Here is a 23021-nt window from a genome sequence, read left to right on the forward strand (position 1 = left end):
CTTAGCGTGCGACGTCGATCTCGACGCGCCGGTTTTGCGCACGCCCCTGCGCGGTGCGGTTGTCGCCGACCGGATCGGCATCGCCCTTGCCGACGGCTTCGAGCCGGTTCGCCGGCACGCCGGCGGTTTGCAGCATCTGCATGACCTGGGTGGCGCGTTCTTCCGACAGCATCTGATTCGATGCGAAATGTCGGCTGCGAATCGGCACGTTGTCCGTGTAGCCGATGATCGTGACCTTGCCCGGCACCTTGGCGATCTCTGTGGCGATCTTCGAAATCAGCGGATTCATCGATGCCTGAACCGAAGCGCCACCGGGCTTGAACATGGCGTCGCCGCGGAACGTGACGGCGCTGTGGCGGGCATCCTCGACGACGCTTACCGTGCCTGCCGCGATTTCGTCCTCGAGCAACTGTTTGAGATGCAGTTGTGGAGGCGGTGCAGGCGGCGGCGTCATGCGGGCGATGTCGGCAATCTGCTTCTGGACGTCCGCGCTGCGGCTGAACAGTTCGTACTTGAACCATCCGAACAGGCCGAGCAGGATGACCGACAGGATCGTGACGGTGATCCATACCGGAAAATCGGTGAACGACAAGCGTTTGCCTGTCGCGGGCGATTGCCAGTGGGGCGATAGCGTCAGCGGCACGGGTTCGCGCTGAGACGTGATCACGTTGTAGAGCCGTTGACGAATCGCGTCGTGCTTGCGCTTGCCGTCGGTCATGTCCCGGTATCGGCCTTGGAAACCGAGGCTGAGAATGCGGTAGATCACTTGAAGAAGGTCCCGGTGCTCATCCGGATCTTCCAGCAAGCGCCCAATCAGAAGATAGACCTTGTCGCCGCCCTTGAGATCTCCGTGGAAAGTGGTTGCAAGCCCATCGTGGATCCATTCGATTGCCGCCGAACCCTCCTGGCCCCATGCGGTTTGTGTTGCGGCTTCGTCCAGTGCCGTGCACAGACAGTAGCTCGCGCCGATCATGTGATCTCGCCGGATGTTTGCCTGTTCGCAGAGTTTCTCGAATACGCGCACTTCCTGATCGAGGAGCATGTGTAGTGCAAGTATCTGCTCAGGTTCAAGATGTTCCGGCATATCCGCCTGCGCACGCAGGAGTGCACTTGCTGCTTCAAGCAACGGGTTTTGTGCGCTCTGGACGGCCAACAGCCTTTTCGGCAACGGGATGGCCATGGCTCCCGGAGCTTCTTGCCGATTATCCGGTGATGGCTTTTGATCGACGAGGGGCGCCACGGCCTCGCTTGATTGGTTAGTCATAAAGAAACATCGATTTTTAATAACGCTTACATAACAATACGAATTTATTTAATTCAAGATACCGATATGGTTTTCAATCGACTCACCAGCACACATCCGCAACCAGCATGATGTGCTTCGAGAGCAACCGGCACTCCATCGACCAGGAAAGTTTCGTCCCCTTCCTCGATTCGATTCACGCCGTGCTCTGCGCAACGGACGAGGTCGAATTTACGAACAATGGCTTTTCCTTCAATACTATCCGTACTACTTCCCGTTAATATCTCGCCGCCGTGAGGTGCCAGCGTGTCACTGACCACAATGATCTGTCGGGACATGTTTTCTCCATTGAAGTCAATTATGGACAAGAAATCGATCGACTGCGGAAATTAAATAAATCGTTGATATGGCATCAAGACCGTGATCGAACGGTAATGCGTCGACGTCCCGCGATATATGTCCTCGACCGTCAGGCGGCGGCACCGCGTTCTTCGTGGACGATGGTGTCGTCGCCTTGGCCGCATCGATCAGTGTCTTGATATCTCCGTTCCATTTCGGTAATGGTGTCGGGGGGAGAGGAAGGATCTTGTCTAGGTTCGGGAGTTTCAGACGACCTTGATAATGCTCGAGTACTTCTCCGATCTTGTAATAGCGCTCAGCGCGTGCGCTGTCTACGTATCCGACTAAACTGCGCCCTTCTGCCAGGTTGAATCCCCTAAATTGGGCGCGAATCATGCTTGCACATTTTCTACTTCCGAGCCTTACACCTTCATGCAGCGTCTCAAGCGCCCGCCTTCTGGCATCCGGGGTCTCCTGTCGGGCATAGATGTAGCTAAGCTTATAGGCCGCATCCCCATATCCTTGCGCCAACGCGCACTCGAGCATCTGCGTCGCAATGGGTTCATTCCCCCAGAACTCGCCGCCTGGATCGTCATACGTTCCGGCTAGCTTGCTGGCTAGGAACGTCATGGCCGCCGGACTTCCCATATCCGCTGCTCTCTGGAAGAACGCATAAGCACTGGTGGCGTTTCCGCCTTTGACCAGCCCCCTCTGGTGGTACACACCCATCTGATCGTACGCATCCGGCACACCTAGCGTCATCGCCTTCTCCACCCAACGAATCGCTACTTCCGGATTACGCTCAGGCACGCCCGGATAGCTGCTCAAAATCAATCCCGCGAGATTCAGCATTGCCTTCCAGTGATCGTGTTCGGCCGCCTGCTCGTATAGTCGATAAATCTTCGCGTAGTCGCGCCGCTTGTAGTACACGTCCGGATCGTCGAGCGCCAACGCCTGCTGGAACCACTGCTCTGCCTGTAGATCGATCGGCGGCACGTGCTGATCCTGATATACGCACTTGAATTCCTTGCGGTGCGGATTAAGCAGCGGAAGTTTCTCGTAGCGGGGCTGGTCAGACATCGCGGCAGTCAATTTGTTGGTCACGGTAGTTAGCGGCCCCGCCTGCACGCTGACCGCGAACAAGCAAAGGCTCATGACCACAACGCACAAGCGCCGCCCGACCACACTCGTTCCGGATTTGCTCACAGCGCAATCCTTTCGAAACCGTCGTCCGTCCGTGCATTGGGGCTACCCATGAAGACCCACTGCACATGCACTGGGTCAATCTCCAGGTGACGATCAACTGGTTTCGGAAACGGCTGCCCCTCCGGCACGAATGCTTGCTGATCCCAGCGGTTGTACAAGGCCGCGAGCGGATGATCCACGCCGACGCTTGCCTCCCAAATACCCGTTTGCGGGCATCGCTCCGATCCGTGGCACGACAACTTCTCAGGCTGCGTCTCAAGTTGACGCAAAAATCCGGCATCACGCAGTTGCGCCAGAAATACCGATCGACTCGGCGGCACTGGTCGAGATTCGCCCAGGTAATGCCACTGCACCTGTTCGGCTTCCAGCCAGTTGACGTGCGGCGGGTCGAAACGCTCACCGGCCCGATAGCGCTCGGGGTGACCGCCGCGGGCAAATTTCAGTTGGTCCTTACGCATGGTCGACAAGCCGTAGAGCGCCATCCAGTAGCCACTTTCCGGCACCACCTTGTCACCGTTCACGGCATACGGACTTTGCGCTAGCGACATGACACCCTGCCCCTCAGGCATGCGGGCTCGACCTTCCAATTTGGATGCCGGGTCTTTTTTCGGAGGTGGTGTCACTGCCTTGGCTGCATCGATCAGTGTCTTAACGTCGCCATCCCATTTCGGCAACGGCGCCGGCGGGAGCGGAAGAACCTTGTCTAGGTTCGGGAGCTTAAGACGACCCCGGTAATGCTCCAAGACTCGGGCAATCTTGCTATACCGCTGGGCGCGGGCTTGATCGATGTAACCGACAAGATTGCTACCGTCGGTCAAATCAAATCCATCGAATTCGGTAAAGATATTGCTAGCACATTTGGAACTTCCAAGCCTCACCCCCTCGTGCAGCACCTCTAGTGCACGTCGCTTCGCCGATGGCGTCATCGATCGGGCATAAATGTAGCTGAGTTTATTGGCGGCATCCCCATGCCCTTGCGCCAAAGCACACTCAAGCATCTGCGTCGCAATGGGTTCATTCCCCCAGAACTCGCCCCCCGGATCGTCATATGTCCCGGCTAGCTTGCTGGCTAGGAACGTCATGGCGGACGGGCTTCCCATATCAGCTGCTCTTTGGAAGAACGCATAAGCACTGGTGGCGTTTCCGCCTTTGACCAGCCCCCTCTGGTGGTACACACCCATCTGATCGTACGCATCCGGCACACCTAGCGTCATCGCCTTCTCCAGCCAACGAATCGCTACTTCCGGATTACGCTCAGGCACGCCCGGATAGCTGCTCAAAATCAATCCCGCGAGATTCAGCATTGCCTTCCAGTGATCGTGTTCGGCCGCCTGCTCGTATAGTCGATAAATCTTCGCGTAGTCGCGCCGCTTGTAGTACACGTCCGGATCGTCGAGCGCCAACGCCTGCTGGAACCACTGCTCTGCCTGTAGATCGATCGGCGGCACGTGCTGATCCTGATATACGCACTTGAATTCCTTGCGGTGCGGATTAAACAACGGAAGTTTCTCGTAGCGGGGCTGGTCAGACATGGCGGGGATCAATTTGTTGGTCAAGGTGGTCAATGGCCCCGCATGCGCGTGGATAGCATGCACGAACAGAGCGGCACAAAGAAAACGTACAAGGCCAATCGCAACAGTCATCGGCATCTCCTATCACACCGTCACTCGTTCGTTCAACGACGGAACAGTGACTCCCGCGTGCATGGTCGCTGTAGATCGATAGTCCTCAAATGGCAGCAAAAAACTATTCATCGGTTTTTCGCGCTCCCTCAGATCAGCATTCTTTTCCATTTGCTTATTCCATTTATCGAATACTTCCGACAACAAATCTCTTTCTCCCGCCCCACTTATTCGCCCCCCCGATTGCAATCCAAACACCCGCTCACGCAACTTCGCAGCCCACTCCTCCCCAGTCGCAGCAATATTGATTTCGCTATCCACCGACATACTTCGTTGATTCAGGTTGGCGCTCCCGAGTGTCACGAATACATCGTCGATCAGCATCAGCTTCGAGTGAATATAAATCTCGCGATACGCCATCTTCCCTCCCACCATCCCGCTTGTGCGCAGTCGCGCCACGCTCACTTTCAGGCCAAGCGTGCCCTCCAACGCCTCCACGCTCGGACGATCGAGCACCTTGTGCCTTGCCTTGACCTTGAGCGGATTTCCGTGTTCATCCTTGAGATTCAGGTCGTATTGAACATACTTTGCTCTTTTATAGTCCTGACTCATCTTTCCGGAATCCACCAAATCGGCCTGATTCGGCATCGCTTTTCCGTGACCGAGTTCCGTCAATGTGTCAAAGGTACGCGGCACCATTCCGTCGTCCTCCGGATGTGGAATGACGATGAACAGATGGAGCCTAGGAATTTCGGCAATCGGCTTCTTGGACAGACGATCCCAAGCATCACAGAACTTTTCTCGCTGATCCTTCAAATGACGCGCGAATTCCGGGTAATAAAAGTACTGATTTTCGATATAGATGTAGTTACGTGCGTAGCTTGTCGCCTGGAAATACAGCTCCTTGATGCTTTTTTCCCGCTCGTGAGCCTGAGTCCGAACTATCTGTACAGCCTGCCGTGAATTTTTCGGCAAGGTGGGGATCCGAGGTGGCAACGCTGCCAACTCCTTCGTCTTCCAGTCTTTGGGCGCGAACAAATTCCAGCCTTGCTCAAAATTCTGGTGCAGACGCTTGAGCGCCGGCCCGACTACCCGGCAAGCGTAATCTTGCAGTGGCCTCGCATGCTTGTATTGCCCCGTACCAGTTCGATTTCCGGGATTCTGCGTAGCTTTTGCTTGCGCGTGCTCGCCATCGACATTTGTTGCCGACCAGGTCTCGCGCAGCGAGTCGTCGATTCGATGGTTTTCGCTGTCCCAGTAGTCCGTCACGGAGTTGAGGCCCATGACATATCCAATGGCATGAAGGCCTCCTTCATGCTCGTAATCAATCAGTATCGGCTTCTGGTGATGCGTCGGAAAATTCCACAGAAGCCCGGCCTCGTCTACGGGGTTATACCATTCGAACGCGGGTGGATCTTGCTCCTTTGGAGCCTGATCGATTAAAGCCTTGACATCTGATCTGGAAATACTTCGCAAAACGATCTGTAGATTTGGGTTTCTTCCTTGCGCCCTTTGCGACGAAGGGAGATGATCCTGCCACCACTTCACGCAGTAATCGTGGCGAGCGTGATTTGCGTATGGCGATCCAAGTGGTCCGTGCTTCGCATCGGTGTAACCAGGCATGTTGTTCTGCTTGGTCGATGCGAGCAAGTCATACCAAATCAGCAAGCGAACGCGAACGGGATTCCGCGCTCGAGTAGTGACTTCATGCAGCAACTCACCGTATGTTTTTCCACGCTTCCATTCCGCCCCAGAGCGGACGAGTTCCATTGCCGGATCGAACCCCCAGCAGACAATATCCACGGTTGCCTTGGCGTCACGGATGTCCTTCTCGATTCTTTCGAAGCCTTCGCGGCCACATACAAAGAAATCCAATGCGTTGCCGTAAGTAATCGGATTCTTCTCGCGCTTTTCCAGCAGCCATTGCACGGTGCCTTGCGCCCTACGCCCAGCTTCGTCGATTGCAATATCAACTGGATTATGCGTCTTGATGTCGTCGGCCATATAGTTGTCCCGTAGCGTTTCGAGCACACGTCACACGCGTTCGCCACGATTCGAGCGCAGATCGACATGCTCGGGATCGTGATTAAGCGCATCGCGCACCTTAAGATTGAACTCACCGCCGTTGCTGAGTTTGACGCGATACGCGCTTGTTCCCGGCTGATGATTCATGACGATCACGCGCCCGAACTCGTCGGTCACGCCCTCTCCGATCTTTGCGGTTCCCTTGAACAATTCGTACGGCTCGTCCACGTACCGGTTCGCGGCCCCAGGTAGCGCGCCAAGCGTGAAGTGCAGGTTTTCCGGCAATTCCGGGGCGTCGAGCACGAGCGGGCTGCTCTTGTTGTCCGGACCGGTGAATATGCGCCCAGCCGAATGCACTTCGAAATTCCCGTTTGTACCGCTTGTGATCTCACCGGCACGCCAGCGCGTGTAGCTACCGCCTCCGCTTATTTCCACTTCCTGCTGAGCACTGATGCGAATCCGGTCGGCAACGACCGTGACATTGAGTTTCGCGAGCAGGTTAATACTGTCTTTCAGCGCCTTTAGATCGATGTCACCTGCCGCGGCCACCAAGCGCATACCGGCTTGATAGACAAACAACCGTAACGCCTTGCGCATGCTCGCGAACAAGCCACCGCCCGTGCTGACCGACATGTCGGTACCGACAGTCACCGCGGCAGCACGGCCACTGCTCAGATGAATCTGTTCCGGCGTACTCGCAACGATGCCGGCGGGACTGGCGAGTACAAGCTGAGGGTCCCGGAACTGATTCAGCTTGCCGCCGCCCCGAATAGCATTCGCCTGTGCTTTCAAAGACGTCACAATGGTGGTTTGTTCACCATCGTGCGCATGAACGGACTGAGCAGTGTGTGCAAGCCCTTCTGCAAGCTCCTGGGACTCGGAAAGCTGCGCATCGATCTCGTCGACGCTGAATGCGTCGCCATTGGCGGCTGGTCGACTGAAGGTCGTGAGCAATAGCCCTTCGGCCCCCCGAACCGCAGCTTTGCCGTCCGTTCGCAATTCAGCCCCTCGACCACGCTCATCCTGCCGCCCAGCATTGCCGGCAATGCGCGTGATATACCCGAGATTCAACTGCGAAGTGCCTTCGTCGCTCGACAGGTGGGCCTGGATTTTTCCGTTCGTGTCGTCGAAGGCGAGCGTATTCGCCCGACGGCCGCCGACCTCCCGGCTGCGATAGCCGGCAAGCGTCTGGTTTTTCGGCAATGCGAACGGCGGCATGTTGAATGCATTGGCCGCACGCCCCACGATGATCGGTAAGTCCGGATCGCCGTTGACGAAAGCGACTTCGACCTCATGCCCCCGGCGCGGCAGAAAGATTCCGCCGAACTGATCGCCATGCCACGCACCGGCCACGCGCACCCAGCAACTTGAACGCTCGTCGTTGTTGCCGAGCCGGTCCCACAGAAACTGGAGCTTCACCCGACCGTACGCATCAGTCCAGATTTCCTGATTCTCCGGACACGTCACGACGGCATATTCGACGCCGTTCACACGTGGCTTTGCAATCGTACGCAGCAGCCTGAACGGTTCAATTGTCGGCTGCACCGTAAAATCCGCCTCGCAACGGTATCGCTGGCCGGATCCGGACGCTTCGCCAATCTCCTCGATCGTCAGCTTGCAGGCGATCACCGCATACTCGCGATTCGCCGCATCCTGCGGATAGTGCGACAGCACGAACGTCTGGCCTGCCACCATGCCGCGCAGGTTGCCTTTGCCGTAGGCCCTCAGCCCCTGACAACGCCGAGCCTCCATCTGCACCAGCGTCAGGTACTCCGCTTCCGTGCGCGGCTCGTTGTGATCGCCCGAGAGTCCAGCCGCACCAGCCTGCGGCTGTGCGTAATCACCCCACGTGTAGTGCTCCTGGTGGGCAAGCCCCGTATCGCGAGGATCCTCACGCGTCACCTTCAGGTCCGCACGCGGCAACGTATAGTCGTAGTCGACGCTCGTCACCGCACCTGCGGTCAGCGCGTGGGAGACCGAGAAGTCCTGAATGTGTTCCTCGTCAAGCCGTCGACCGGTCGGCGGTTCGTAGCGAAGCGCGGCATACGCGTCACCAAGCGGTTTGAGCGCGCCCATCGAGTCGCACAGCACAAGGCGATGCTTGCCTTCGCCATGCTCGAAGAAGTAGTAGATGCCCCACTCTTCCCACAGGCGCTGCAGGAACGTCCAGTCGCTTTCGAAGTGCTGGCGTTGAATGTCACGCTTGGGCCATGCGTTGTTCGGCCGCGGCGTGGTGAGCCGTTTTTCGACCGGGAACGGATACGACGAGAGCACCGCATCAGTGATCTCGACCACGGACATGTCCTGGAAGATACGACAGTCGCAATTCTTGGTTGCTTGCCAGAGCCATGGCCGCAGCGTGAGTGCATACACGATCGAACGACCATCCTCGCGCACGAGCGTCGCATGGCTCACGATACCGGTAATCTCGCGTGCGCCCGCGCCGAGATTGGCCATGCCAGCATTGCCGGCCAAGCCGGGGATGAAGCGGCCCTTGCCCTCGAGCTGAATCGATACGGTCACTTCCGTACCGATCAGCGTGTCGAGCTTGACGTTCGCCGCGATGCTCTGCGAAAACCCGAGCGCATCCGGAGTTTTCAGCTCAAGCGTGTACTCGAACAGTTCGCCAACGGTCTCGCCACCGGTGAGTTTCACCGGAGTGAGGATCGACTGTCCCGCATACAGCGGCAGGGCCGCGCCTGAGACTGATAGTGTCCGTGGTGCATCAAACAAAGCCATTCCGACATCTCCATTGAATCACTTGAGCTGCGGTTTACCTATAGTGCGTTCGGGTATCGACGCCTATCCGCCGATTCATTTCCAGCCGTTGACGAGCTGAGGCGGATTATTAATGAAATAGAAAAACAAAATACCCACCGAAACAATCAATACACAAAAAACATATACAAGACCAAGAAAGATTCCGCCGGCGATATCCGGTTCGCCGCGTACAAACAAGACAATCGCACAACCGACCGCTAGCAACGGTGGCACGATAAGGCCATAGCCCCCCCAAAACGACTGCGATCCCACACCTACAAATAAGACAAAGCAATAGCCTACGACCACAATCAACCAAGCCAGTCCGATACCGCGCCGTATGAGTTCTTTCTGAGTTGGGTTCGGAGACCGCTTGGTGATATTTTTCATTTTCCAGATTCGAGTTAGTTAAGAGCTTGGGCCAATTAGCTATCTAGCTCTCTCGCAACGGACGCGCTTATGCCCGTACGCCCCACAATTCGAGCTTGAGCGACGGAAACTCCCCCGCGACATGCAACGCAACGCCGCCATGCCGCACGACTTCCTCCCAAAGCGGCCCGCCCTGAGTCAATTCGTAATAGATGTAGCCCGCGTTGAATGGAATCTGCCGCGGGGGCACCGGCAACGCTTCGAGGCCAATACCCGGCAAGTGACTGCGCACGAGGCTCGGCAGCTTGTCCGACGGCCCCGCCTTCGCCTGCGCGAGAAACTGCTGCTTCAGCGCATCCGCAGGCATTGCCGCATGCACGGCCAGCACCAGCGCGGTGAACCCTTGCATGTCGACCGGATCGACCACCGCGTTGCGCATGCCGTGACCGCGATCCTCGAGCGCGATGCTCTGCGCGCTGCGCACCAGCACGGCGTTGAGCAGCCGATGCGTGTCGTCGACAACCGGCTTCAGGCACACATGCGGCGTCGTATGCTGATACATCGGATGCGTTTCGAGCGGACGGCGCGTATCGGTGCGCAGATGCGTCGACAACTCGCCAGCCATGCCGATCAGCAGCGCGTATACGTCCGATGGCGATGTCGCCGGCACCCGCAGCAGATGCTGAAGCAGCGGCTCGTAGCGGTTGAGAATCTGCAACAGCAGGTAATCGGTAACAGTCGCCGCGCTCGCGGTGGTGTCATCGGTTCCGGCCAGGCGCTGCGCCAGCGCATTCGCGCGCAAGCGCGCGAGATCATGAATCTTTGTCACCCAACTCGTGAGCAGGTCGCTCGCGCCGTAACCGGATACGGGCGGCACAAGCGTGTCGTCGAGCGCGATGCTGCCATCCGCGCGAATCGTCTTCACGCACGTGAGTGCGAGACCGATCCACGCATCGCCCAACTCCTTTTCAGGCAGCAGGCGTACTCGCAAGTTCGACAGTTGCACCGATTCGGGCGCAAGACCGATCGAGTTCGTGTCACGCAGCTCCGTGTCGAACACCTGATAGCGTGCGAGCGAATCGGGTGTGTTGTCGAAGGTGGTCTCCTCGCAATTCGGCAACCGGACAGGCACGGCCAGATAGATGACCTGATCCAGATGCTCCTGCCGAATCGTCAACGGCGGCGGCAACGGCGTGTTGCCCGGCGCATCGAACGGCGTGCCGTCGGCGAACACCCCGGCCGCCGACTTGACGACCACCTTGCCGAGCGCCAGCGCTTCATGGTCGAGCGCGTAGTGCGTGAAGCCGAAAAAGAACGGCGACAGCGGCGCCGCACGCTGATGCGCGTATTTCTCGAAATAGCGGTCCTGCTGCTGGAACAGCTGCGGGCGAAAGAACAGCCCTTCCTGCCAGGCGACCTTGGCGTACCAGCTCATGCGTGCCGTCCGTTTTGTTGCGCGACGTGTTTCATTTTTTCGCTTCCGTGATCTTGACGGCCTTGGCCTCGAGATCGATGGTCAGTTTCAGCTTCGGCGTGAACAGGCGGTACCACGCCTTGTCCGGTGCGGTCGGCATCACATAAACTGCTCGCCACACCGCATTCGGCAAGTCGCGATAAGCCGCGATCACGCCGATGGCCTTCGTGGCCGAATCGGGCCGGCGCACGAACGTCCGGTGCTCGCCAGGGCGCAACTGCAACTCGTCGCGTTTCACCACGTCGTCGGCCAGCACCGTTTTGTGCTGGGTCTGCAGCGTGAAAAAGTCGGATGCCTCGAAGGCACCGTCGTTCTTCAGTTCGTAAACGCGCACGACGATCGGCGCAGCCCTTCCCCGGTCGTCCGGATTGACATCGGGCAGCGCGTTCACGCGCATATCGAGCCGAATCGGCTCCTTCGGCTTCGGCTCGCCACTGCTTGCGCAAGCGGAAAGCGCGAGCGCGCAGACAAGTGTGGCGACGGTCGGTATCGAGCGCATGCAGCTATGAACCCTTATTCCCAATGTGGGACGCCCCACAACCGACGGAGACGATTCGCCTGCACCGGTTGCGAGGCATCGATGCGATTACGCTTCCTTGTTGCCCTTGATGTCGAAGCTCGCGGTCACGGCGCCACCGCTGCCGCCCTGCGCGTTCTGCACGACGTACTCCTGCTTGACCTTCGCGAACGACAGCGACACCGATTCACGGCTCTTTTCCGCGTCGTTCTTGCTGCCCGACGGCTTCACGCGCGTGACGATCACGTCGCTCATCGTGAGCTTCAGGTATTCGAGCGGGTTGCCGCCGGCCTTGCGCATCACCAGCGTTGCCTGGTCGATGTGCTTGCCCGTGAGCGCGTACTTCATCAGGTTCGGGCTGGCGCGGTCGATGTTGTGCTCGAACGTCAGGTCCTTGACGGTGGCCTTGCCGGCGCCGCCGCCGCTACCGGCGTGCATCGTCGATTCCTGCTGGATGTCCCACTCCCAGGTCAGAACTTCGATTTCGTCCTTGTGCTTGTCGTCGAGCGATTCACCGTTGATGCCGTCGATCTTCAGGAAAATGTCTTGCGCCATGCGTAGTACTCCTCTTATTAAATGATTTGAAACCGGTCGATCATCGTCCACCAAAGGCGTTCGATGTCCGTCCCTGCTGGACCTACCGGATGGTTAAGCCGCTTCCTTGATCGACGGCAGCTTCGTCACGAGCCGCAGCGAGACGGTCAGCCCTTCGAGCTGGAAGTGCGGACGCAGGAAGAATTTGGAGTTGTAGTAGCCGGGGTTGCCCTCGACCTCCTCGACCACCACTTCAGCGGCCGCAAGCGGCCGGCGCGCCTTCGTCTCCTGCGACGAGTTGGTCGGATCGGCGTCGACGTAATGCATGATCCATTCGTTCAGCCAGCGCTGCATGTCCTCGCGCTCCTTGAACGCGCCGATCTTGTCGCGCACGATGCACTTCAGGTAGTGCGCGAACCGCGAGCACGCGAACAGGTACGGCAGGCGCGCGGACAGGTTCGCGTTGGCCGTCGCGTCCGCATCGTGATACTCGGCCGGCTTCTGCAGCGATTGGGCGCCGATGAACGTCGCGTGATCGGTGTTCTTGCGGTGCACGAGCGGAATGAAGCCGTTCTTCGACAGCTCGGCCTCGCGTCGGTCCGAGATCGCGATTTCGGTCGGGCACTTCATGTCGACGCCGCCATCGTCGGTCGGGAACGTGTGGGTCGGCAGGTTCTCGACCGTGCCGCCCGATTCGACACCGCGAATCAGCGAGCACCAGCCGTACTGCTTGAACGAGCGGTTGACGTTGACGCCCATCGCGTACGCCGCGTTCGCCCAGCCATAGCGCCCATGGTCCGAACCGTTCGTGTCTTCCTCGAAATCGAATTCGTCGACCGGGTTGGTCTTCGCGCCATACGGCAAGCGCGCGAGGAATCGCGGCATTGCAAGCCCCACATAGCGCGCATCTTCGGTGTTGCGCATCGAGTTCCACGCGGTGTATTCGAGGTTCTGCGTGAAAATCTTCGTCAGGTCACGCGGGTTCGCGAGCTCCTGCCACGACTCCATCTGCAAAACTGACGGTGCGGCACCGGTGATGAACGGCGTGTGTGCGGCAGCCGAGACCTTCGCAATCGAGCCGAGCAGGTCGACGTCCGGTGGCGTATGGTCGAAGTAGTAGTCTGCGACGAGACACCCGTACGGTTCGCCGCCGAGCTGACCATATTCCTCTTCGTAGATCTGTTTGAAAAGCGGGCTCTGATCCCAGGCCAAGCCCTTGTAGCGACGCATCGTGCGATGCAGCTCGGCTTTCGAGACATCCATGAAGCGAATTTTCAGATGCTCGTCGGTTTCGGTGTTCGACACGAGGTGATTCAGGCCACGCCACGCGGATTCGAGCGCCTGGTAATCGCCGTGGTGCAGAATCAGGTTGATCTGCTCGGAGAGCTTGTGATCGATCTGCGCGATGATCGCCGCGATGCTCTTGTACGCATCGTCGCTGATCGTTGCCGTTTGAGCCAGCGCCTGCTCGGCGAGCGTCTGAACGGCCAGTTCGACGGCTTCGCGCGCGTCGTCGGTCTTGGGTCGGAATTCGCGCTCCAGCAGCTGAGTGAAATCGGATTCGGTATTCGTCTGCGCCACTGCGCCCCGTGCTTCCTGTTTCGCCATGATGGTCATCCTTTATCGGTTCGTCGGTCAGTTCGCGCCGTCTTGTGCGGCGGTTTCGTCCGCATGGCGCTCGGGCTTCGGCGCCGCGGCCAGCGACTTGAGCAGCGCCGGGTCCTGAAGCAGCTGCGTGACGAGCGCCTCGGCACCCGACTTGCCGTCCATGTAGGTCTGCAGATTGGCGAGCTGCGTGCGCGCTTGAAGCAGTTGGCGCAGCGGCTCGACCTTGCGCGCGATCGCGGCAGGCGAAAAATCCTCCATGCTCTCGAAGGTCATGTCGACCATCATCTGCCCGTCGCCCGTCAGCGTATTCGGCACGGCGAACGCGACACGCGGCCGGATCGCCTTCATGCGCTCGTCGAAATTGTCGATGTCGATTTCGAGAAAGCGCCGGTCCGATACCGCCGGCAGCGGCTCGGCCGGATGCTTGCCCGACAGATCGGCGAGCACGCCCATCACGAACGGCAGCTCGACCTTCTTCTCCGAGCCGTAGACCTCGACGTCGTACTCGATTTGCACACGCGGCGCACGGTTGCGCGCAATGAATTTCTGCGAACTGCTGGAAGCGGCCATGAATGAAACTCCTGAACAGTGGTGGTGGGACGGCGAGCTCAGCGAACCGGCTCGTCTGAATGAAGGGCGGTAGCGTCGAACGCGAGGGCCTGCCCCGGTGCGCCGGACGGATCGACCACGCCGATCGAAATACGCGACAGGGTCTGCTTCGCCTCGAAGGCCTCGAGCCACAGCGACGACAAGCGGGGCAGCACGTACTGCTCGATGAATCCGATCAACACGCGTGCGCCGGTTTCCTGCACGAGACAGCGGTCGACGATGTAATCGACGACCGCGTCGTCGTACGTCAGCGCGATTTCATGGCCGTCGGCCATACGCTTGACGACCCGGCCCAGATGCAGGCGGACGATGCTGGCGAGCGCACCGTCGGCAAGTGGCCGGTAGGGCACGACGGTCACGCGCCCGAGGAATGCCGCCGGGAATGTGTTCAGGAGTTCAGGCGTCAGTGCTGCCCGCAGGCCGTCCTGATCCGGCGCAAGCGACGGATCGGCGCAAAGACTCGTGCTCAGTTCGGAACCGACGTTGCTCGTGAGCAGGATCGTCGTATTGCGGAAATCGATATAGCGGCCGTCGCCGTCTTCCATGTAGCCCTTGTCGAATACCTGGAAGAACATCTCGTGCACGTCGTGGTGGGCCTTCTCGATCTCGTCGAGCAGTACCACCGAATACGGACGGCGGCGCACCGCCTCGGTCAGCACTCCGCCCTCGCCGTAGCCGACATAACCCGGGGGCGCGCCCTTCAGGCCCGAGACGGTGTGTGCCTCCTGATACTCGCTCATGTTGATCGTGATCAGATTCTGTTCACCACCGTACAGCGCTTCGGCGAGCGCCAGCGCGGTTTCCGTCTTGCCGACGCCAGAGGGGCCGGCGAGCAGAAACACCCCGAGTGGTTTCTTCGGATCCGTGAGACCTGCGCGTGCAGTCTGCACACGTTCGCCAATTTGACGCAGCGCATCGGCCTGGCCGATCACGCGTGCCTCGAGCGTGTCGGGCAACGTGCGCACCGCGGCGACCTCGTCGGTCAACATCCGGCCGACAGGGATGCCGGTCCAGTCGGACACGATTGCCGCGACGATCGCCTCGTCGACTTCGGGAAAGACGAGCGGCGCATCGTCTTGCAGCGCCGCGAGCGCGCGTTCGAGTTCGCGCAGCTTCGGAAGCGCTGCCGCATCGTCCTGCGGGGTTTCGCCGTCGTGGGGTTCAATGGCTTCGCGTGCGGCGAGCAGCGCCTGTGCGGCAGCCGCCTGAGCGCGCCAGCGATGTTCGATTGCCGACTCTTCGCTCGCCAACGTATCGATGCGCGCGCGCACGGCCGTCAGCGCCCTGTCGGTATCCAGGCCGATACGGGCTTCCTGCACCAGCAACGCTTCCTCGGCACGTGCGGCCGCGAAGCGCTGGCGCACATCGTCCAGTTCACGCGGCGCAGCATGCTGCGACAGCGACACACGCGCGCAGGCGGTGTCAAGCAGGCTGATGGCCTTGTCCGGCAGCTGACGCGACGGAATGTAACGGTGCGAGAGCGTCACCGCCGCGCGGATCGCTTCGTCGAGCACCACGACACCATGATGCCGCGAAAACGTTTGCACGAGCCCGCGTACCATATCGACCGCGGCAGCCTCGGACGGCTCCGCGACCTGCAGCACCTGGAAGCGTCGGGTAAGCGCCGGATCTTTCTCGATGTGGCGTTTGTACTCCGCCCAGGTCGTCGCGCCGATCGTACGGATCGTGCCACGCGCAAGCGCGGGCTTCAGCAGATTGGCGGCATCGCCCGTACCCGCCTGACCGCCCGCGCCGATCAGCGTGTGAATCTCGTCGATGAAGAGGATCACCGGCGCCGGGGATTTTGCAGCGGCTTCGAGCAGCCCTTTGAGGCGCGCTTCGAACTCCCCTTTCATGCTGGCGCCAGCGAGCAATGCGCCAACGTCGAGCGACAGCAGTCGCACGTCGGCCAGCTTCGGCGGCACATCGCCCGATGCAATTGCCCGGGCAAGCCCTTCCACGACGGCCGTCTTGCCGACGCCGGCCTCCCCCGTTATCAGCGGGTTGTTCTGCCGACGGCGCAACAGAACGTCGATCATCGTGCGAATCTCGAGTTCACGGCCGATGACCGGATCGATCTCGCCCGCGCGAGCGCGCGCTGTCAGGTCTGCGCAGTACTGGTCGAGCGAACCGCCCTTCGATACGACCGGAATTGCACCGGACGCTTCGCCCGGCGTTGCCGCCGAAAAGTCGCTGTGATCGTATGGCACATCGGCGGCTTCCGGCGAGCCGTCGATCCATGCGGGCAATTTGTCGCCCAGCCCGTCGACAGGAATCTTGCCGAACGCGGGGGAGACTGACAGCAGAACGCGCCTCAACTCGGGCGTCGAAACAAGCGCAGCGACGAGCCACGCACCGCGCACGCGGCGATCGCCATGACTCAGCGTCGCGAGCACCCACGCGCGTTCGATCGCCGTCTCGATGTGCCACGAGAAATCGCCGATCGAACTGGCACCGGCCGGCAGCGCGGCCAACGCGGTTGCGAAATCCCGATCCAGTGCGTCGCGATCGATGCCAGCATGCCGCACGATGCGATGCAGGTCACTATCGGGTTGCTGCAGGAGCTGATGCAACCAGTGGACGAGCTCCACGTACGGATTGCCGCGCAGCTTGCAGAACCGTGTCGCCGATTCGATGCTGCGGTAGAGCTGAACCCCGAGCTTGCCGAACAGCGCCTGGCGTGAAATCGTCATGCGAACCTTCTTGTTGTTGATTCGATATTTTCCCGGCTCTGGCCGGAACGATCAGGAATCCTGTTCATGCGGCATTGGCCTGCTGCCGCACTTCCCACATAAATAATGTGCAAGCATCTCAGGCTGAACATTATTTCAATTAACTTTCTCCGCCGTCAATCCACTCAAACGGGCAAGCACCCAGCCAATCAAAGATATTCCGCGTTCGTCCCACGTACCGAACGAGAGAGGCAACCACCCACATGACAAACCTACTAACCAATTGATTAAATTGATAAAATACGAAATTAAACGTGAACGAAATTTTTTACAATCACCCGCCAACCCCAACCATCCCAATATTCGCCGTGCGCAATCCATGCATCACATGAATTTATTATTTGGAGATTTCATCTCGATAATATTTTCAAATCGATCGGCCCATTTAAAATCGTCCAATTACGTACATCCATGAGTAAAATGCGCAATCCGCCATCACTGACTCTTCCATGCGCTCATTCCGCTTGCCGTGGCACCGTCGACTCGACACCTCGCTTGCCGAGCCCGAGTTGCGTAACGCGCCGCGCGGTCCCGACAAGCAGGAGGACGGCGCAGCCGCACTCCCGTTCGAATCGTCGGGTCTCGCTGGCCGCGGTCAGTCGATCCTTGATCTGATTGGCAGCCACGGTATCAGCGGAAACGGCGTCCGCGAGAAGCTCGGCGGCGGATCGCTTGCGACGCCGGCCCCTGAACGCACCGACGACCTCGTCGAAACGCTTCACGCGCAGTACTGGCGCGCGCTAACGGACCCGCACACCGCCCTGTCCGACTCATGGCGCGAACAGCTCGACTCCCCTGCGACGCCTGTCGCGTCAGTGATGCCCGATTTGCACGACGTACAGCTGACACCGGCAAATCCAGCCAGCGCTGGTTCCATTGAAGTGCTGCTATCTGGCAAACACAATCTCGAGGACGCGTTCGGACAGCTGGAGCAGAGTTTGATGCCCGATCTGGAAGTCGAATCCGTTCCGGAAGTGTTACGCCTCTTTGCGCCGGCCGAATTCCATGCGGCGCAAGCGCACCGCGCACCGCCTCTGCCGCCCGCGCTCACCCGGCGTGAGCATCACGCGCTGTCGGTCGACAGCCCGCTGTCCGCGCCTGTACGCGAGAGCGAAGCATGAAGATGCCATTTGCAGCCGCAGAGCCGTCCAGTCACGCCCCGAACAACGAATCGCGGGGATTTCGGTCTCTTCGAGCTGGCCCGCGCGTAATTTGGCTCGTGTGTGGCGGCCACCACTACCGGAGAATCGGTCGATGACCGAGCGCAAACAGCGTCCAGTGCGGGGCAACTCGGCCGTTCCCCGCCCACCGAGGCAGGCAAACGCGCACCTGATGCCGACCCTGCTGGACCGGCTGCGGGACGACGCACCGCTTCGACTCGTCGAAGCGCCCGAAGAATACGCCGTCACGCGCAAGCAGATGCGCGATATCGTCCAGCGCGATCTCGCCTATCTGCTGAACACGACGAGCATCGAAGACCAGATCGAGCGCGCGCACTATCCGCAGGCGGCCGCGTCCACCGTCAATTTCGGCGTGCCGCCGCTCGCCGGCACTTTTCTCGCGTCGCGCCAATGGAACGACATCGAGCAGATGATCCGGCGGGCCATCACCGATTTCGAGCCGCGGCTGATCGCCGATTCGCTGGTGGTGTCGCCCCGTCAAGGTGACGACGCCAGCGGTCATCACAATGTGCTCGCGTTCGACGTGCGCGGCCTGGTTCACATGGACCCGTATCCGCTCGAATTCATGGTGCAGAGCTCGCTCGATCTCGAGACGAGCGAGATCCAGATCACCGGCATGCGCGCCGGGTAGGCACGGCACAACGACACAACGAGACCTTTCCTATGGACCCGCGGCTACTCGACTATTACAACCAGGAACTTGTCTACATGCGCGAACTCGCCACCGAGTTCGCACAGGCGCATCCGAAAATCGCGCGCCGGCTCGGCATGCAGGCCGGCGAAGTGGCAGACCCCTACGTCGAGCGCCTGATCGAGTCGTTCTGCTTCATGGCCGCGCGCATGCAGCTCAAGCTCGATGCGGAGTTTCCGCGCTTCACCGGGCGGCTACTGGAAGTGATCTACCCGAATTACGTCGCGCCCACGCCGTCGATCGCGGTCGCGCGCCTGTATCCCGGCCAAGCCGAAGGCAATCTGGCCGCAGGCTACCGTATCGCGCGCGGCACGTCGTTCAAGGCGCGGATTCCCGATGGCGAAAAAACCGCCTGCCAGTTTACGAGTGGCCAGGACGTCACGCTCTGGCCGCTCACGATCACCGATGCGCGCCTGACGGGCATTCCGCCCGACATCCCGGCGCTCGACCGCTATGTTCCACCCGACCGACAGGTGCGCGGCGCATTGCGCCTGCGGCTGGCGACGACAAGCGACATGCTCATCGCCGATCTGAAGGGGCTCGATCGGCTGCCCGTGTATCTGGCCGGCGACGAACAGGTCGCCTCTCACCTGTTCGAGCTGCTGCACGTCGCCGGCGTCGCGTCCGTGATTGCCGCGCCGGGCAAGTTCGGCGCACCGGGGGGCGCTCCCGCCGCCGTGACGCACGGCGCGATCGAACACGAGGGCTTGCGCACCGATCAGAACTTGCTGCCACTGACCTGGACGAAGTTTCACGGCCATAACCTGCTGCACGAATACTTCGCGTGCCCCGCACGATTCTGGTTCTTCGCACTCAACGGTCTGGCGCAAGGGCTGTCTCGCGTGAACGGTCGCGAGGTCGAAATCGTCGTGCTGCTCGACCGAGCGCCGGGCCTGCTCACGAACCTCGTCGACGCGTCGCGCTTCGCGCTGTTCTGCACGCCAGTCATCAATCTCTTCAAACGGCATACCGACCGCATCGAGATTTCTCCCCGCGAGACCGAGTCTCATCTGGTGCCCGCCCGGCTCGCACCGCTCGATTACGAAGTGTTCTCGGTCGAGACCGTGCATGGACAGGTCGCTGCAACCTCGAACGAACTGGAATTCCGTCCGCTCTATCAGACGCTGAACAACGACGAAGGCAATCACGGCCGGTATTTCTCGACACGGCGCGAACGACGGATCGTGTCGGATTCAGCGCGCCGTTACGGCACACGGACGCCCTATGTCGGCACCGAAGTGTTTCTCTCGCTGGTCGATCAGAACGAGGCGCCTTATGGCGAGAACATTCGTTTTCTGTCGGTCGCCGCGCTGCTGACGAACCGCGATCTCGCCACGCTCGTGCCGCGCAATGGCGTGCGCGACCTCACAACCGACGCGTCCACGCCAGTCGAAAGTATTGGCCTCATTCGCCCGCCGAGTCCGCCGAAAGCGCCGTATGCGGAACGAGAAATGGCGTGGCGCCTGATCCGCCAGCTCAACTTCAACTACCTGCCGCTCGAAGGTCTCGATCATCGTGACGGGGGGCAGGGAATACGTGACCTGCTGCGCCTGACCGTGTCGAACGACAACGATGAACAGCTGCGGCAGATCGAAAGCCTCGTCGGCGTCAATACTCGCGCGGTCACGCGCAAGCTGCCGGGCACCGGCCCAATGACGTTCGGGCGTGGCATCGAGTGTGCGGTCACGGTCGACGAGACCGGTTTCTCCGGTGTGAGCCCCTATCTGTTCGGTACGATTCTCGAGCACTGGCTGGCGCGGCATGTATCGATCAACAGCTTCACGCAGACCGAATTGCATTCGATGCAGCGCGGCCGTATCGCACGCTGGCCCGTGCGCACCGGGACCCGCGGAGTGCTGTGATGGAACGCGCTACCTTGCCGGCGCTCGTGCGCGACAGCACGCTCTCGCCCGACCTGCTGGAGAGTCTTCAAATGGAGCCGTGGCGCTTCGGGTTCCTGTCACTGCTGCGGCGCATCGGCGCGAATCCCGCGGTCGACCCCGTCGGCACTGCCCGCCGACCACGGTCGGAGCCGTTCCGGCTCGGACAACAACCGAGTCTCGCTTTCGCGCCGCGCGAAATCGCCAGCGTCCAGGAAGCGGCGGGACGGCTCAAGGTACGGCTCTTCGGTCTCGGCATGCTCGGTCCGAACGGGCCCCTGCCGATCCATGTGACCGAATGGGCGCGTGAACGCGAAGAGAGCCGTCGCGACACGACGACGGTCGACTTCTTCGACATCTTCCATCACCGGTTCCTGACGCTGTTCTATCGTGCGTGGGCATCGGCACAGTCGACAGCCGGCCTCGACCGGAAAGACGACGAGCGGTTTTCGTTCTACATTGCGAGCCTCACGGGCCACGACACCGCGGAAATCGCGCGGCGCCCCCTGCCCTCGCACGCGCGATTGGCGGCGTCCGCGCATCTCGTCCGCGAGTCGCGCGACGCGGACGGCCTGCGCGCCACACTCGAGCACTACTTCGGCGTGCCGGTCGCGATCGACGAGCACGTGTTCCACTGGATCGCAATCGATCCGGCCGATCAGGGACGCATGGGCCGGCCTGGTCCCGCCGCGACGATGGGGCAAGCCGCGATGCTCGGTCGAGTGGCACCGGACCGTCAGCACCGGTTCCGCATCGTGATCGGCCCCATCGATCTCGACGCGTATTTGCGCTTCACACCGCAGGGCGAGGATCTGCCGCGCCTCGTCGAATGGGTGCGGGCATTCGTCGGCTACGAACTGGAATGGGAACTTGAACTGCGCATCAAGCCCGAAAGCGCGCCGCCGGCCGTGATGGGCGGCCGCCAACGCATCGGATGGTCCGGGTGGCTTGGCCGCCCGAACCCCGACCGGCCGATTACCGGCATGCGGTTCGAGCCCGAGCGTTACGTACGGCATTTCGAACGGCGCACGGCTGAATCCGACAATCGACCATGAGCAAAAAGCAATCAACCCGACGGTCCGTATCCGGTCAAGGTACCGCGAAGGACACGCCGCATCACGACTGGCTCGCGCCCGTGAGCGATTCCATGCCCTGCGGCCCCGACCTCGAATACGACCACGATTTCGTCGTGCTGTTCGCGCGTGCGGCACCCAGGCAGGATGTGCAGTACGGCGCGTTCGTCGGCGCACCCGATCCCATCAACTGGAGCGAGCTCGAGCGCGACTGCCGACGGCTCATGGTGCGGACGAAAGACATTCGGGTCGCCGTGCTATATACGCGGTGTCGCACGCGGCTCGCCGGTGCCGCAGGTCTCGCGGATGGCACGAAACTGCTGGCCGCGTGGCTCGATGCATTTGCCGAACACGTCCATCCCCAGCCCGATATCGACGGTGGGCACGGCGCCGCAAGTGAAGTGCGGATGAATGCGATACAGGCCCTCGCCGATCCGGAAGGACTGCTCGCAGACGTGCGCGAGATCGTGCTTTCGAAGTCGACGCTGGCGCGACTGCAGGTGCGCGATGTCGAGCGTGCTTTTGCGCACCCTCGCCCCGCCGATGCGCTCGCGCCCGAGTCCGTTACGCAGCAGTTGCTGGATGTGCGCGCGGTGCAGCCAGAGGTGATGACGGGTTTCGATGATGCGATTGCGCATCTCGCTGCAGTCGATGCGTGGTGCGCCCGTCATCTCGAAGGATATCTGCCCGATCTGGCGTCACTCACTCGGCTGCTCGGCAAGCTGAGTGTCACGGTGTCGGCGAACACCCCCGAACAGATGGAAGAAGCCCCCGATCCTGCTCTAGTCCACGACGCATCCTCAGAGAGCGATGCGTCGGTGCAACTAGAACCGGCGAATGACAAAACGGTTGCTGCCAACGACCACATCACGGCCCGACCGACATCCTCACCCGCAGACCGCCAGGCCGCGCTCACTCTGATTCGTACGGCGCGAACATGGTTCGAGACCCACGAACCCAGCAGCCCGATTCCCGTATTGCTCAAGCGTGCGGAGCGGTTCGTCGGCAAGCCTTACGCTGAGGTCGTCACGGCAATTCCGGCCGAGCTTCTGGCGCAGTGGGAAGAAACCAGCGGTTCATGACCATGGCCTCCTCGTCAGCGAAACATCGTATAGGCTCATCGAGCGCGCGACGGATTAATCGCCCCGCCATTCATGT

At 60.5% G+C, this 23021-nt stretch carries 18 protein-coding genes; 5 read left to right on the forward strand and 13 right to left on the reverse strand.

All coding sequences use genetic code 11. From position 1 onward, the window contains the following. Nucleotide 1: 1 nt before the first annotated feature. From tssL to tssH, 13 genes are all read right to left on the reverse strand, one after another. Nucleotides 2–1264: a type VI secretion system protein TssL, long form gene (gene tssL / locus GJG85_RS19305; protein ID WP_089489409.1), complete on the reverse strand. Its 1263-nt coding sequence runs from the start codon at nucleotides 1262–1264 to the stop codon at nucleotides 2–4. A gap of 53 nt (nucleotides 1265–1317) precedes the next feature. Beyond that, nucleotides 1318–1581, reverse strand: a complete 264-nt coding sequence (locus GJG85_RS19310) for a PAAR domain-containing protein (RefSeq protein ID WP_080334197.1) — start codon at nucleotides 1579–1581, stop codon at nucleotides 1318–1320. A 16-nt stretch (nucleotides 1582–1597) separates the two neighbouring features. Further along, nucleotides 1598–2788 (reverse strand): DUF6396 domain-containing protein, encoded by a 1191-nt coding sequence (locus tag GJG85_RS19315; RefSeq protein WP_239468973.1) that lies wholly within the window; start codon nucleotides 2786–2788, stop codon nucleotides 1598–1600. Next, entirely contained in the window at nucleotides 2785–4431 is a 1647-nt protein-coding gene (locus GJG85_RS19320) for a DUF6396 domain-containing protein (RefSeq protein ID WP_239468974.1), read from the reverse strand. Before GJG85_RS19320 ends, GJG85_RS19315 begins: the two co-directional genes overlap by 4 nt. A gap of 12 nt (nucleotides 4432–4443) precedes the next feature. Further along, complete coding sequence (locus GJG85_RS19325; RefSeq protein ID WP_204384284.1) at nucleotides 4444–6414, reverse strand: phospholipase D-like domain-containing protein; 1971 nt, start codon at nucleotides 6412–6414, stop codon at nucleotides 4444–4446. 30 nt (nucleotides 6415–6444) lie between these two features. Next, nucleotides 6445–9174 (reverse strand): type VI secretion system Vgr family protein, encoded by a 2730-nt coding sequence (gene tssI, locus GJG85_RS19330; protein ID WP_176015749.1) that lies wholly within the window; start codon nucleotides 9172–9174, stop codon nucleotides 6445–6447. Between the two features lie 75 nt (nucleotides 9175–9249). Then, complete coding sequence (locus tag GJG85_RS19335) at nucleotides 9250–9585, reverse strand: hypothetical protein (RefSeq protein WP_124631106.1); 336 nt, start codon at nucleotides 9583–9585, stop codon at nucleotides 9250–9252. Between the two features lie 67 nt (nucleotides 9586–9652). After that, nucleotides 9653–10999, reverse strand: a complete 1347-nt coding sequence (gene tssK / locus GJG85_RS19340) for a type VI secretion system baseplate subunit TssK (protein ID WP_050012732.1) — start codon at nucleotides 10997–10999, stop codon at nucleotides 9653–9655. 31 nt (nucleotides 11000–11030) lie between these two features. Further along, complete coding sequence (gene tssJ / locus GJG85_RS19345; RefSeq protein ID WP_050012733.1) at nucleotides 11031–11537, reverse strand: type VI secretion system lipoprotein TssJ; 507 nt, start codon at nucleotides 11535–11537, stop codon at nucleotides 11031–11033. An 87-nt stretch (nucleotides 11538–11624) separates the two neighbouring features. Continuing rightward, on the reverse strand, nucleotides 11625–12110 hold the full coding sequence (locus GJG85_RS19350) for an Hcp family type VI secretion system effector (RefSeq protein ID WP_050012734.1): 486 nt from the start codon (nucleotides 12108–12110) through the stop codon (nucleotides 11625–11627). 93 nt (nucleotides 12111–12203) lie between these two features. Then, nucleotides 12204–13697, reverse strand: coding sequence for a type VI secretion system contractile sheath large subunit (gene tssC / locus GJG85_RS19355; protein ID WP_050012735.1), 1494 nt, complete (start codon nucleotides 13695–13697; stop codon nucleotides 12204–12206). A 27-nt stretch (nucleotides 13698–13724) separates the two neighbouring features. Further along, entirely contained in the window at nucleotides 13725–14267 is a 543-nt protein-coding gene (tssB, locus tag GJG85_RS19360) for a type VI secretion system contractile sheath small subunit (protein ID WP_050012736.1), read from the reverse strand. Nucleotides 14268–14305: 38 nt separating this feature from the next. Next, a complete protein-coding gene (gene tssH, locus GJG85_RS19365; RefSeq protein ID WP_204384285.1) occupies nucleotides 14306–16999 on the reverse strand; it encodes a type VI secretion system ATPase TssH in 2694 nt (897 codons plus the stop codon). Between the two features lie 488 nt (nucleotides 17000–17487). On the opposite strand from tssH, the gene GJG85_RS19370 reads away from it, so the two are divergent. From GJG85_RS19370 to GJG85_RS19390, 5 genes are all read left to right on the forward strand, one after another. Further along, entirely contained in the window at nucleotides 17488–18159 is a 672-nt protein-coding gene (locus tag GJG85_RS19370) for a TagK domain-containing protein (RefSeq protein ID WP_050012738.1), read from the forward strand. Nucleotides 18160–18292: 133 nt separating this feature from the next. Further along, nucleotides 18293–18850: a type VI secretion system baseplate subunit TssE gene (gene tssE, locus GJG85_RS19375; protein WP_050012739.1), complete on the forward strand. Its 558-nt coding sequence runs from the start codon at nucleotides 18293–18295 to the stop codon at nucleotides 18848–18850. Between the two features lie 32 nt (nucleotides 18851–18882). Continuing rightward, nucleotides 18883–20772: a type VI secretion system baseplate subunit TssF gene (gene tssF, locus GJG85_RS19380; RefSeq protein WP_050012740.1), complete on the forward strand. Its 1890-nt coding sequence runs from the start codon at nucleotides 18883–18885 to the stop codon at nucleotides 20770–20772. Continuing rightward, nucleotides 20772–21845: a type VI secretion system baseplate subunit TssG gene (gene tssG / locus GJG85_RS19385; RefSeq protein WP_089489413.1), complete on the forward strand. Its 1074-nt coding sequence runs from the start codon at nucleotides 20772–20774 to the stop codon at nucleotides 21843–21845. The genes tssF and tssG overlap by 1 nt, the downstream gene beginning before the upstream one ends. Beyond that, entirely contained in the window at nucleotides 21842–22945 is a 1104-nt protein-coding gene (locus GJG85_RS19390) for a type VI secretion system ImpA family N-terminal domain-containing protein (protein ID WP_089489414.1), read from the forward strand. Before tssG ends, GJG85_RS19390 begins: the two co-directional genes overlap by 4 nt. The last annotated feature ends 76 nt before the right edge of the window (nucleotides 22946–23021 follow it).

This window comes from Burkholderia sp. MS389 (assembly GCF_016899425.1).
In the GTDB taxonomy this organism is placed as follows: domain Bacteria; phylum Pseudomonadota; class Gammaproteobacteria; order Burkholderiales; family Burkholderiaceae; genus Burkholderia; species Burkholderia sola.